The organism is Citrobacter sp. wls826 (genome assembly GCF_005281245.1).
Taxonomy (GTDB): Bacteria; Pseudomonadota; Gammaproteobacteria; order Enterobacterales; family Enterobacteriaceae; genus Citrobacter; species Citrobacter braakii.
This window is the reverse complement of the sequence record NZ_SZWS01000041.1, coordinates 98,832-111,413: the sequence shown is the minus strand read 5'-3', so window position 1 is coordinate 111,413 and position 12,582 is coordinate 98,832. Positions and strand designations below refer to the sequence as shown.

Genomic DNA, 12,582 nt, shown 5'->3' with positions numbered 1-12,582 from the left:
CCGAGTTCCACAGCCATAACAGCACCGGGAACGGCGGCGGCGTCACGCGGCCATCCGCATGCTCAACGCTAAAGCCCAACGCCAGTTTCCAGTGTTCCCAGGAGATGTTTTCCGGGATCAGGCTGCCGGTGGCAAAGTTACCTTCACGCAGCGAGATAGCGATAACCATCAGCAGCGGGAACATGATCGCTGCAATGAAAATCAGCAGCAGCAAGTGCGTTGTTAAGAGACGCAGTTTCTGAGATTTGGGTTGTACCATAGCCATGTTCGTTGTCTCCCTTAATCAAACTTCATACGCGTGGCTTTCAGGTTCACGATGGCCAGCGCACCGACCAGCAGGAAGATCAGCGTGGCAATCGCCGCCGCCAGACCGAAGTCCTGACCACCGCCGCCTTCGAAGGCGATACGGTAGGTGTAGCTCACGAGCAGGTCGGTATAGCCTGCTGGCGTGGTGGTACCAAGACGGTCTGGACCACCGTTGGTCAACAGTTGAATCAGCACGAAGTTGTTAAAGTTAAAGGCGAAGCTGGCGATCATCAGCGGCGTCAGCGGCTTAATCAGCAGTGGCAACGTAATCTTAAAGAAGTTCTGGAACGGACCTGCACCATCCATCGCCGACGCTTCATACAGGTCGTCAGGGATCGCTTTAAGCAGACCCATGCACAGGATCATCATGTACGGGTAACCAAGCCAGGTGTTGACGATAATAATCATCGAACGCGCGGTGGTTGGGTCGCTGAACCAGGCCGGTTTGATGCCAAACAGTGCGCTCAGCATCATGTTGATTTCACCGAAGCTCTGGTTGAACAGCCCTTTGAAAATCAGAATCGAAATAAACGACGGTACGGCATACGGCAGAATCAGCAGGACACGGTAAATCGCTTTGCCTTTGAGAGACTCCCACTGTACGAGACAGGCCAGTACCATCCCCACGGCCACGGTGAGGATCACGGTCAGAACGGAGAAGACCACCGTCCAGACAAAGATGGCGAAGAACGGTTTCTGAATGCCTTCGTCGGTAAATACGCGGGCGAAGTTGTCCCAACCGATGGCAACGGTATAGCCTGGGCTGAGTTTTTCGTTACCCCAGCTACCGTCAGCGTTAATTGCCTGATAATAACCAATATCGTTGTTGGCGCGATATTTTACGCCGCTTTGGCTGTTGGTGAGCGTGCCGTCATCAGCGAGCGTATAGAGTGGCTGCGTGCCGGAAAACTGGCGCAGTGAACTCATAATCACTTTGCTTTCATCTGGCAGGATGGCGGTGAGTTGGGTTAACGCCTGGCGATTTTGCGTGATGATACGCAGCGTCGCACGTTCGCCCGCTGGCAGCGCCTCGGCTTCTTTCAACTGCAGTTTCTGTTCGCCGCCAAATTTAAAGGCGTCGGAGAGATAATTCTTGCCAGTTTCACCGTCGGTGAGGGCCAGTTGCCACTCCGTACCCGCCGGATACAGGCCGAAGTTGTAGGTTTTCCCCGCCTGATAAGAACGGTCCATCAAGACTTCCTGAGCACGTTCAAAGGTCAGTTGGTTGGTGCTGCTGTAGTTGGTAAAGGCAATTGCGATAGTACAAATTAGCGGAAACAGGACAAACAGCCCCATCCCTGCAACGCCTGGGTAAACATAGCGCCAGGCGTAGGCTTTACGGTTAGCAAAAATATACAGGCCAGCAGAGCTTAAAATCAGCGTCATGATGGCAAACAGGTACTCCCCCTGAGCATACATCAAAACAACAAGGTAACCGACCAGCAGCCCAAGCAGACCCATCACTGACCATTTCAGCCGGTCGCTTTGCCACCAGTGTTTCTTTTTAATGACATCCATGGGGATCAATCCTCTTTACGCTTTATCCTTCGCACTACCTCTTTGTTGGCTGCGGAAGCTCACCCCAGTCACTTACTTATGTAAGCTCCTGGGGATTTGCCTCCTTGCCGCCTCGATGTAGCGCGAATGATTTCGCGTAACAACGTATTCAATAAACCTGATTCCCTAAGAAATAAGGGAAACCGTATTACTTGGTGATACGACCTTGTGCATCTTTCAGCGCGGCATCGACGGTCTGACGGCCGCTGGCAGCGTTGATCACTGCGGTACGAACGGCATACCAGAATGCAGACATCTGCGGGATGTTCGGCATGATCTCGCCTTTCTGGGCGTTATCCATGGTGGCCGCGATACGCGGGTCTTTCGCTAACTGATCCTGGAAGGATTTCAGCGCAACCGCGCCCAGCGGTTTGTCCTTATTCACTTCATCCAGACCCTGATCGGTCAGCAGGTAGTTTTCGAGGAACTCTTTTGCCAGTTCTTTGTTCGGGCTGGCAGCGTTGATACCTGCGCTCAGAACGCCCACGAACGGTTTGGACGGTTTACCCTTGAAGGTTGGCAGCAGGGCAACGCCGTAATTCACCTTGCTCTTATCGATGTTGGACCACGCCCACGGACCGTTGATGGTCATCGCGGTGTCACCTTTGTTAAAGGCCGCTTCGGCGATGGAGTAATCGGTATCCGCGTTCATGTGTTTGTTCTTGATCAGATCAACCAGGAAGGTCAGACCCGCTTTTGCGCCCGCGTTGTCCACGCCCACGTCTTTCACGTCGTACTTGCCGTTTTCAAACTTGAACGCGTAACCGCCGTCGGCGGCAATCAGCGGCCAGGTGAAGTACGGTTCTTGCAGGTTGAACATCAACGCGGATTTTCCTTTCGCCTTCAGCTCTTTATCCAGCGCAGGAATTTCTTCCCAGGTTTTTGGCGGGTTCGGAACGAGGTCTTTGTTGTAAATCAGCGACAGCGCTTCAACCGCGATCGGGTAGGCAATCAGTTTGCCGTTATAGCGTACGGCATCCCAGGTGAACGGATAGAGTTTGTCCTGGAACGCTTTATCTGGGGTGATTTCAGCCAGCAGGCCAGACTGAGCGTAGCCGCCAAAACGGTCATGTGCCCAGAAGATGATGTCCGGGCCGTCGCCAGTCGCGGCAACCTGTGGGAACTTCTCTTCCAGTTTGTCCGGGTGCTCAATGGTGACTTTGATACCGGTGTCTTTCTCGAATTTTTTGCCCACTTCAGCGAGGCCGTTATAGCCTTTGTCGCCGTTAATCCAGATAACCAGCTTACCTTCTTCAATCTTGGCGAGAGCCGAGGCGGAAAACATCATCGTCGTTAATGCAGACAATGCGAGGATGCGTGCGCCAGTTTTGATTTTCATAGTTCCCATCCTGTTTGATGATTTTGCAGAGGTGGCTTAACGGTTACTAGTTTCTTTATACGACAACCTCTTTCCATCCTCCTTACCCCTACGCCCCACCCGCTCTTTATGTGATCTGTGTTACATAAATGTGAGTATTGCGTACTGGCGCACATAAAAACCCACTGATTTTTGCAGGCTGCATCACGAAATTCCTCCGCGGCGTACGGCCCGGGTCTCAGACGCTGTTCTCTCATCCTCCCGCCTCCTCCCCCATAAAAAAGCCGGGGGTGGAGGATTCACGCAGTCAAGGGATCACGCATAGTCAGCCCATCATGAATGTTGCTGTCGATGACAGGTTGTAACGAAGGGAGAAGGGCATGGCGAGCGTACAGCTGCGAAATGTAACGAAAGCCTGGGGTGACGTGGTGGTATCGAAAGATATCAATCTCGACATTCACGAAGGGGAATTCGTGGTGTTTGTCGGACCGTCAGGCTGCGGTAAGTCGACTTTGCTGCGTATGATCGCCGGACTTGAAACCATCACCAGTGGCGACCTGTTTATCGGGGAGACCCGGATGAACGACATTCCCCCCGCCGAACGCGGCGTGGGCATGGTCTTTCAGTCCTACGCGTTGTATCCCCATTTATCCGTCGCAGAAAACATGTCGTTTGGCCTCAAACTGGCTGGCGCAAAAAAAGAGGTGATGAATCAGCGCGTGAATCAGGTCGCAGAAGTTCTGCAACTGGCGCACCTGCTGGAGCGTAAACCGAAAGCGCTTTCCGGCGGACAACGTCAGCGTGTGGCGATTGGCCGAACGCTGGTTGCCGAGCCGCGCGTATTCCTGCTGGATGAACCGCTGTCGAACCTCGACGCCGCTCTGCGTGTGCAAATGCGTATTGAAATCTCCCGCCTGCATAAACGTCTGGGCCGCACGATGATTTACGTCACCCACGATCAGGTCGAAGCGATGACGCTGGCCGACAAAATTGTGGTGCTGGATGCCGGTCGCGTGGCGCAGGTCGGCAAACCGCTGGAGCTATACCACTATCCGGCTGACCGCTTTGTGGCGGGCTTTATTGGCTCGCCGAAGATGAACTTCCTGCCGGTGAAAGTCACCGGGACGGCCATCGATCAGGTGCAGGTTGAACTGCCCAACCGCCAGCAAATATGGCTACCAGTGGACAGCCATGCGGTACAGGTTGGTGCCAACATGTCTTTAGGTATCCGCCCGGAACATTTGCTGCCCAGCGATATCGCCGATGTCACTCTCGAAGGTGAAGTGCAGGTGGTCGAGCAGCTTGGTCACGAAACTCAAATTCATATCCAGATCCCCGCCATCCGTCAAAACCTGGTTTACCGCCAGAACGACGTGGTGTTGGTAGAAGAGGGTGCCACATTCGCTATCGGCCTGCCGCCAGAGCGTTGCCATCTGTTCCGTGAGGATGGCACTGCATGTCGTCGGTTGCATCAAGAGCCGGGCGTTTAAGGTCCCCATAAAAAACGAAACGCAAAGCCATTCGAAGCTACATCGAGGCGGCAAGTAAATGAATCCCCGGGAGTGTACAAAGAGTACGCGACTGGGGTGAAAGAACGCAGCCAACAAAGAGGCAGCCCGAAGGGGGACGCGTTTAAAGAAAAGCAATGATCTCAGGAGATAGAACGATGATTACTCTGCGCAAACTCCCTCTGGCGGTTGCTGTAGCAGCAGGCATTATGTCTGTTCAGGCAATGGCTGTAGATTTCCACGGTTACGCTCGTTCCGGTATTGGCTGGACAGGGAGTGGCGGTGAACAACAGTGTTTCCAGGCAACCGGTGCACAAAGTAAATACCGTCTCGGTAACGAATGTGAAACCTATGCGGAAATCAAATTAGGTCAGGAAGTGTGGAAAGAAGGCGATAAGAGCTTCTACTTCGACACCAATGTTGCTTACTCCGTCGCACAGCAGAATGACTGGGAAGGCACAGACCCGGCATTCCGTGAAGCTAACGTGCAGGGTAAAAACCTGATCGAATGGCTGCCAGGCTCCACTATCTGGGCCGGTAAGCGCTTCTACCAGCGTCATGACGTACACATGATCGACTTCTACTACTGGGATATTTCAGGTCCTGGCGCCGGTATTGAAAACATCGATCTGGGCTTCGGTAAACTGTCTTTGGCAGCGAGCCGTTCACAGGAAGCGGGTGGTTCATACGCTTTCAGCAGCCAGAATATCTATGATCGTACCAAAGACACCGCGAACGATGTATTTGACGTTCGTTTAGCGCAGTTGGCAACTAACCCGGATGGGATGTTGGAACTGGGCGTTGACTATGGTCGCGCGAATACCACCGATGATTACAGGCTGGCGGACGGCGCATCTAAAGATGGTTGGATGTTCACCGCTGAACATACCCAGAGCATGCTGAAGGGCTACAACAAGTTTGTCGTTCAGTACGCCACAGATTCCATGACCACCCAGGGCAAAGGCCTGAACCAGGGTTCTTATGGTTCTTCCACTACGACCATTGAAGATCCCGTTACTGGCGTTAAAACCAACTATGCCAACAATGTTGTGAATAACAACGGTAGCCTGTTCCGTGTGCTGGACCACGGTGCAATCTCCCTGGGCGACAAGTGGGACCTGATGTACGTCGGTATGTACCAGAACCTCGACATGGATAACGACCTGGGGACCGAATGGTACACCGTCGGTATTCGCCCGATGTATAAATGGACGCCAATCATGAGCACCCTGCTGGAAGTCGGTTACGACAACGTCAAATCTCAGCAGACCAGCGATCGCAACAGCCAGTACAAAATCACCCTGGCCCAACAATGGCAGGCGGGTGACAGCATCTGGTCTCGTCCGGCAATCCGCGTCTTCGCAACCTATGCAAAATGGGATGAAGAGTGGGGTTACATCAAAAATGGTAACGACGTAACCAAATTCGCAGCGGCAACGAACTCTGGCCTCAGCACAACCAGCCGTGGCGACAACGATGAGTGGTCCTTCGGTGCCCAGATGGAAATCTGGTGGTAATTCAGCACTAACCTGACGTAAAGACCGAAAGAGGGGCGCAAGCCCCTCTTGATTACGGTTTAGCGCGCTATTGCCTGGCCACCGCTGAACCCATGCTATCTGAGGTGATAACAATGAAAATGAAGAAAAGTCTCGTTGCCCTTTGTTTATCTGCAGGGTTATTTGCCAGCGCTCCTGGCATCAGCCTGGCCGATGTGAATATTGTTCCGCAGAACACCACCGCGGCCCCATCTATTCCCACTGCGGCGCTGCAGCAGTTAACCTGGACACCTGTTGATCAATCCAAAACCCAGTCTTCGCCGCTTGCGACAGCGGGTCAGCGTCTGGATGTCGCCGGTATTACCGGCCCGGTCGCTGCGTATAGCGTCCCGGCGAATATTGGCGAGCTCACTCTGACGCTGTCCAGTGAAGTGAATAAACAAACCAGCGTATTTGCGCCAAACGTATTAATTCTTGACCAAAACATGACGCCATCTGCGTTCTTCCCCAGCAGCTATTTTACTTACCAGGAGCCCGGCGTGATGAGTGCCGATCGTCTGGAAGGGGTAATGCGTCTGACGCCAGCGCTGGGTCAGCAAAAACTCTATGTTTTGGTCTTTACCACTGATAAAGATCTCCAGCAGACCACAACCCTGCTTGACCCGGCAAAAGCCTATGCCAAGGGCGTAGGTAACGCTATTCCGGATATTCCAGACCCGATCGCCCGTCATACCACCGACGGTTTACTGAAACTGAAAGTCAAAACCAGCTCCTCCTCCAGTGTTCTGGTCGGGCCGCTGTTTGGCTCATCCGGCCCTGGTCCTGTCACGGTGGGCAATACCGCCGCGCCTGCGGTGACCTATGCGGCTCCGGCAGCAGCCGTTGCTGCTCCAGCGCCACAACCGGTGAAGAAAAGTGAGCCGATGCTGAACGACACGGAAAGTTATTTTAACCAGGGCATTAAGGATGCCGTTGCGAAAGGCGATGTCGATAAAGCGCTGAAGCTGCTTGATGAAGCTGAGCGTCTGGGATCCAAATCTGCCCGATCCACCTTTATCAGCAGTGTAAAAGGCAAGGGGTAAACATCGCCCCGCATTGTTGATTTTGCAACAACTGGTGCGTCTCCTGGCGCACCTTTTTTTATCCTTCGGTGCTAATTGTTACACTTATGTTGCTCTGGCGATCACTTAATTGTGTTTGCTCACCCCGTAATGCATTTTCTGCGATACAATGCCTTCAAGTTATAAATCGGAGAGTAAGGCATGCCACACCCTGCGTTAACGCAACTGCGTGCGCTGCGTTATTTTGATGCGATCCCGGCGCTGGACGCCCAACTGCTCGACTGGTTGTTACTGGAAGATTCCATGACTAAACGTTTTGAGCAGCAGGGAAAACAGGTCACCGTAACGTTGATTCGCGAAGCATTCGTTGGGCAAAATGAGGTGCCTGAAGAGCTGCCGCTGCTGCCTAAAGAGTCCCGTTATTGGTTACGTGAGATCCTGTTATGCGCGGATGGTGAACCCTGGCTTGCCGGGCGGACCGTGGTGCCTGAATCAACCTTGTGCGGCCCTGAGCTGGCCTTACAAAATCTGGGGAAAACCCCGCTCGGACGTTACCTGTTTACATCATCGACATTGACCCGAGATTTTATTGAGATTGGCCGCGATGCAGCGCTGTGGGGGCGCCGTTCCCGCCTGCGGCTGAGCGGTAAGCCGCTGATGCTTACCGAGCTTTTTCTACCTGCATCGCCGTTGTACTGAGAGGAAGATAAAGATGGAGTGGAGTCTGACGCAGAATAAGCTGCTGGCATTTCACCGCTTGATGCGTACGGATAAGCCAATCGGTGCCTTACTGCTGCTCTGGCCTACGCTGTGGGCATTGTGGGTGGCAACCCCAGGCATGCCGCAATTGTGGATCCTGGCGGTTTTTGTCGCTGGCGTTTGGTTAATGCGCGCCGCCGGCTGCGTGGTGAATGATTATGCCGACAGGAAATTTGACGGACACGTTAAACGCACCGCAAATCGACCGCTGCCAAGCGGGGCCGTCACTGAAAAAGAGGCCCGAACGCTGTTCGTCGTATTGGTACTGCTGGCCTTCCTGCTGGTTTTGACGCTCAACACGATGACCATTTTGTTGTCCGTTGCGGCGTTAGCGCTGGCGTGGGTTTACCCGTTCATGAAACGCTATACGCACCTGCCGCAGGTGGTGCTGGGGGCGGCGTTTGGCTGGTCGATCCCGATGGCGTTCGCCGCCGTGAGCGAGTCCGTACCGCTGAGCTGCTGGCTGATGTTCCTCGCCAATATTCTCTGGGCGGTGGCCTACGACACGCAGTATGCGATGGTTGACCGCGATGATGACCTGAAGATCGGCATTAAATCGACCGCGATTCTGTTCGGTCAAAACGACAAGCTGATCATTGGTATCCTGCAGGTGGGCGTACTGGTGCTGATGGCGCTGGTGGGTTGGCTAAACGGGCTGGGACTGGGTTATTACTGGTCTCTGCTGGTGGCTGGCGCGCTGTTTGTATATCAGCAGAAACTGATCGTCAATCGCGAGCGTGATGCCTGTTTTAAAGCGTTTATGAACAATAACTACGTCGGTCTGGTGCTGTTCTTAGGGCTGGCGATGAGCTACTGGCATTTTTGAGTTTGGCTTAGCCTGCAAAATAAAAAACCGGTCATTTCATTTCGACCGGTTTTTTTATGCTTACTCGCCCTGTGTGGCGCTCTCGATGGTCAGACGTACATCTGACGTGACCAGTTCGGCCAACATCTGATAGATCTTCATCGTCTCTTCCGGTTCGGCATCTCCGGTATCGCTGATGAATCCCTCGTCACGCAGCGTCAGCACCAGAGAGCTGAACACGGCTTTATCGAAGAATTCCGGCGCGTTAATGCCGTGCAGTACGGAGAGGCGTTGCGCTACGGTGCGGCTCTCTTTCTCCAGCGTGCCACGGTTGATAGACGGGTTCGCGCTCAGCAGCCAGAAGGTAATGGCGTAGCGTTGCAACGTCTCGCGAGCACCCGCCGCCAACAGCTGTAGCGTACGGGAGCGGGCCGGATTGATATGCAGTTCGTCATCGTTCAGGGTGATCAGTCCCTGGCGCTGCATTTCGCTGGCCAGTTCGTCAATCACTCCGGTGAGTTCATCACGCTCCCAACGTAAGAACAGCTCTGCTTTCAGCATCGGATACAGCGCATCAATATGCTGCTGTAGCGCGGCGCGTGAAATACGACGATGCTGAGTCACAATGGCTGCCATTAACGAAGGCAGAACCAGCATATGCGCAATGTTGTTGCGGTAATACGTCATCAATACCGCCTGCTCGCGCGGCAGAATGATGATGTCACCGATGGTGTCTTTCTCGACCTCAAACTTATTCATCTGTAAGGCGTGGTCGATCAATTCACTGGCGCTCTGCGCAGGAACCGTACAATCCGCCGCGTACGGCACGTTGCGCAGCAGACTCAGATAGCAGTCGAGCTGTTCAGTCAGTTGCTCACGGGTCAGAGAGCGCTGGCGGGAGGCCAACAGCGCGGTACAGCACAGGTTCATGGCATTGGCCGCGCCTGCATTGTTAATGCGTACCATCAGATCGGCGGCAATGTTATTCACCGTCGGCGTCAGCCAGGCTGGGCGGATGGACTCGATAGGATCGATCGATTCACGCCACTCCGGTACATGCTGGTTGAGGTAAGTCATCAATGGCATCGGTTCGCCAAAGTTGACATACCCCTGACCCAGATTACGCAGCTTGCTCAAGCCACGCAGCATTTGCGGCAGACTCTCTTTCTCTTTCGTCGCGCCACGCAGCTCTTTCGCGTACGTGCCCACTTCCATTACGTGCTCGTAGCCGATGTAGATGGGGACGAGGGTAATCGGACGCGTACCGCCGCGCAGCATCGCCTGAATGGTCATCGACAGCGTGCCGGTTTTCGGGTCGAGCAGACGCCCGGTACGTGAACGGCCTCCTTCGACAAAGTATTCAACCGAGTAGCCGCGGCTGAACAACTCGCCCAGGTATTCGCGGAAAACGGTGGAATAGAGCTTGTTGCCCTTGAAGGTACGACGAATAAAGAACGCGCCCAGACGGCGGAAAATCGGACCTGCTGGCCAGAAGTTCAGGTTGATACCGGCAGCGATGTGCGGCGGAACCAGCCCCTGGTGGTACAGAACGTACGACAGCAGCATATAGTCCATATGGCTGCGGTGGCACGGAACATAGACGATTTCGTGCCCATCGTGCGCCAACTGACGTACACGCTCCGCATTGTGAACGTTAATCCCCTGATACAGACGGTTCCAGGTAAAGCCCAGAATACGGTCTGTCAGACGAATCATCTCGTATGAGAAGTTAGCGGCAATCTCTTCCATCAGCGCAATGGCATTTTGCTGCGCTTTTTCATGGGAGATTTTTTTACTGCGCGCTTCATCTTCTACCGCGCGAGCGATAGCTTTTGAGGCCAGCAGTTTATTAAACAGGTCCTGGCGGGCAGGGAGGCGCGGGCCGACTGCGGCCAGACGCTGACGAGCAAAGTGCATGCGCGCCACGCGAGCCAGTTTCTGAGCGATGATTTTATCCGTACCGTGTTCGTCCGCCATGCGACGCAGGGAGACCGACGGTGAGAAGCGGACAAAACTGTCGCGACCCAGCCAGGACACAGCAAAGAATTTCTGTACGCCGTTCAGCATGCGCAGCGGCGGATTGACCTCGCCTTTTTCACGCCCAGGCGCGCGGCCAAACATCACCGAAACCGGCACCATTTGCACATCCAGGTCTGGATTGCTGCGATGCAAGTCGAGATAGTTATGGAACAGCTTAATGGACTCTTCTTTCGGCGTGTAATAGGTGAACACGCGCGGGCCGCCGTGAATAAACACGTAGCGCGGCAGCAGAGTTCCGTCTATCTCCAGCGGTTCCAGGGGATCCGGGAGATCGTGCACCAGACATTGGGCACGCAGCGTCAGCAAGTCTGCTTTTGAATTGTACGGTAGGACGTACATAATGGGACGCGAAGTATCGAGCCCCAATTCCGGGGCAGGTTCTGCCGGAATAGACTTGCTTTTTACCAGGACGCTTAATGGTAAATTCAGTAATTTGTAGTAAATTCGTGGCCAGCCGGACATAAACGATGTAAAGCCTCTGGTTAATAATGCAAATGCGCTGCAAGGATATCAGAAAGTTTAGTGAATTTCTGGTGTATCCGGTCATACTTCGCGCTGCTTTGCCACACCCTGAAACAAACGGGGTAACGTTACAATGACATTGACGCTAATAATGTAAAAAGGTTCTTTTTGATGGCCAATAATACCACTGGATTCACCCGAATTATCAAAGCTGCAGGCTATTCCTGGAAAGGTTTTCGCGCCGCATGGATCAATGAGGCGGCATTCCGCCAGGAAAGCGTTGCCGTACTGTTGGGCGTAGCTATCGCCTGCTGGCTGGACGTTGACGCCATTACCCGCGTGCTGTTGATTGGTTCCGTGATGCTGGTGATGATCGTTGAAATCCTCAACAGTGCGATTGAGGCGGTGGTTGACCGTATTGGCTCTGAGTACCACGAACTTTCCGGTCGGGCGAAAGATATGGGCTCGGCAGCGGTATTGCTGTCTATTTTTGTCGCTCTGATCACCTGGGGCATCCTGTTGTGGTCGCATTTGCGATAAAGATTCCACAACTGCATAAATCTCCTGTTTTTTGTGCAGTTTGCGGTTCCAAAATCACCTTTAGCTGTATATACTCACAGCATAACTGTATATACACCCAGGGGGCGGAATGAAAGCGTTAACGGCCAGGCAGCAAGAGGTGTTTGATCTCATTAGGGATCACATCAGCCAGACAGGTATGCCACCGACGCGTGCGGAGATCGCGCAGCGTTTGGGGTTCCGTTCCCCAAACGCCGCTGAAGAACACCTGAAAGCGCTTGCGCGTAAAGGCGTCCTTGAAATTGTATCCGGCGCATCGCGCGGTATTCGACTGCTGCAGGAAGAAGAAGAAGGGTTACCGCTTGTCGGACGTGTGGCTGCAGGCGAGCCACTGCTGGCGCAGCAGCACATCGAAGGCCATTATCAGGTCGATCCTTCACTGTTCAAACCGAACGCCGATTTTCTGCTGCGCGTTAGCGGTATGTCGATGAAAGACATCGGTATTATGGACGGTGATTTACTGGCTGTGCATAAAACTCAGGATGTGCGTAACGGTCAGGTCGTTGTTGCCCGTATCGACGACGAAGTCACCGTCAAGCGCCTGAAAAAGCAGGGCAACAAGGTTGAACTCCTGCCTGAAAACAGCGAATTTAAACCTATTGTTGTCGACCTGCGCGAGCAAAACTTCACTATTGAAGGGTTGGCGGTAGGCGTCATTCGTAACGGTGAATGGCTGTAATTTTCTGTTGAT

10 protein-coding genes and 1 pseudogene are annotated in these 12,582 nt (G+C 53.6%); 7 read left to right on the top strand and 4 right to left on the bottom strand.

What is annotated here, in order from left to right; translation table 11 throughout:
- The 3 genes and pseudogenes from malG to malE all read right to left on the bottom strand — a co-directional run.
- A pseudogene (malG, locus tag FDW87_RS22210) lies at positions 1-265 on the bottom strand (maltose ABC transporter permease MalG); the annotation flags it as partial.
- A gap of 14 nt (positions 266-279) precedes the next feature.
- A complete protein-coding gene (malF, locus tag FDW87_RS09495; RefSeq protein WP_016155440.1) occupies positions 280-1,824 on the bottom strand; it encodes a maltose ABC transporter permease MalF in 1,545 nt (514 codons plus the stop codon).
- Between the two features lie 187 nt (positions 1,825-2,011).
- Positions 2,012-3,202, bottom strand: a complete 1,191-nt coding sequence (malE, locus tag FDW87_RS09490; RefSeq protein ID WP_016155342.1) for a maltose/maltodextrin ABC transporter substrate-binding protein MalE — start codon at positions 3,200-3,202, stop codon at positions 2,012-2,014.
- Positions 3,203-3,561: 359 nt separating this feature from the next.
- Between malE and malK the strand changes: the two genes are divergently transcribed.
- The 5 genes from malK to ubiA all read left to right on the top strand — a co-directional run bounded on the left by malK (position 3,562) and on the right by ubiA (position 8,831).
- Positions 3,562-4,671, top strand: a complete 1,110-nt coding sequence (malK, locus tag FDW87_RS09480) for a maltose/maltodextrin ABC transporter ATP-binding protein MalK (RefSeq protein ID WP_016155343.1) — start codon at positions 3,562-3,564, stop codon at positions 4,669-4,671.
- 176 nt (positions 4,672-4,847) lie between these two features.
- Positions 4,848-6,206 (top strand): maltoporin, encoded by a 1,359-nt coding sequence (locus FDW87_RS09475; RefSeq protein WP_016155344.1) that lies wholly within the window; start codon positions 4,848-4,850, stop codon positions 6,204-6,206.
- 113 nt (positions 6,207-6,319) lie between these two features.
- Entirely contained in the window at positions 6,320-7,267 is a 948-nt protein-coding gene (malM, locus tag FDW87_RS09470) for a maltose operon protein MalM (RefSeq protein WP_016155345.1), read from the top strand.
- 180 nt (positions 7,268-7,447) lie between these two features.
- Entirely contained in the window at positions 7,448-7,945 is a 498-nt protein-coding gene (gene ubiC / locus FDW87_RS09465) for a chorismate lyase (RefSeq protein WP_016155346.1), read from the top strand.
- A gap of 13 nt (positions 7,946-7,958) precedes the next feature.
- Positions 7,959-8,831, top strand: a complete 873-nt coding sequence (gene ubiA / locus FDW87_RS09460) for a 4-hydroxybenzoate octaprenyltransferase (RefSeq protein ID WP_003826589.1) — start codon at positions 7,959-7,961, stop codon at positions 8,829-8,831.
- A 60-nt stretch (positions 8,832-8,891) separates the two neighbouring features.
- Here ubiA and plsB read toward each other — a convergent pair whose 3' ends face one another.
- Positions 8,892-11,312 (bottom strand): glycerol-3-phosphate 1-O-acyltransferase PlsB, encoded by a 2,421-nt coding sequence (plsB, locus tag FDW87_RS09455; protein WP_047415519.1) that lies wholly within the window; start codon positions 11,310-11,312, stop codon positions 8,892-8,894.
- Between the two features lie 171 nt (positions 11,313-11,483).
- Between plsB and FDW87_RS09450 the strand changes: the two genes are divergently transcribed.
- Together FDW87_RS09450 and lexA are read left to right on the top strand one after the other, a co-directional pair.
- Complete coding sequence (locus FDW87_RS09450; RefSeq protein ID WP_003826594.1) at positions 11,484-11,852, top strand: diacylglycerol kinase; 369 nt, start codon at positions 11,484-11,486, stop codon at positions 11,850-11,852.
- A 109-nt stretch (positions 11,853-11,961) separates the two neighbouring features.
- Complete coding sequence (gene lexA / locus FDW87_RS09445) at positions 11,962-12,570, top strand: transcriptional repressor LexA (protein WP_003826596.1); 609 nt, start codon at positions 11,962-11,964, stop codon at positions 12,568-12,570.
- The last annotated feature ends 12 nt before the right edge of the window (positions 12,571-12,582 follow it).

Bases quoted from the DNA above. Each gene is read 5' to 3' on its own strand.
- malF (WP_016155440.1), bottom strand. From the start codon at position 1,824: ATGGATGTCATTAAAAAGAAACACTGGTGGCAAAGCGACCGGCTGAAA.
- ubiA (WP_003826589.1), top strand. From the start codon at position 7,959: ATGGAGTGGAGTCTGACGCAGAATAAGCTGCTGGCATTTCACCGCTTG.
- malK (WP_016155343.1), top strand. From the start codon at position 3,562: ATGGCGAGCGTACAGCTGCGAAATGTAACGAAAGCCTGGGGTGACGTG.
- lexA (WP_003826596.1), top strand. From the start codon at position 11,962: ATGAAAGCGTTAACGGCCAGGCAGCAAGAGGTGTTTGATCTCATTAGG.
- plsB (WP_047415519.1), bottom strand. From the start codon at position 11,312: ATGTCCGGCTGGCCACGAATTTACTACAAATTACTGAATTTACCATTA.
- ubiC (WP_016155346.1), top strand. From the start codon at position 7,448: ATGCCACACCCTGCGTTAACGCAACTGCGTGCGCTGCGTTATTTTGAT.
- malE (WP_016155342.1), bottom strand. From the start codon at position 3,202: ATGAAAATCAAAACTGGCGCACGCATCCTCGCATTGTCTGCATTAACG.
- malM (WP_016155345.1), top strand. From the start codon at position 6,320: ATGAAAATGAAGAAAAGTCTCGTTGCCCTTTGTTTATCTGCAGGGTTA.
- FDW87_RS09475 (WP_016155344.1), top strand. From the start codon at position 4,848: ATGATTACTCTGCGCAAACTCCCTCTGGCGGTTGCTGTAGCAGCAGGC.
- FDW87_RS09450 (WP_003826594.1), top strand. From the start codon at position 11,484: ATGGCCAATAATACCACTGGATTCACCCGAATTATCAAAGCTGCAGGC.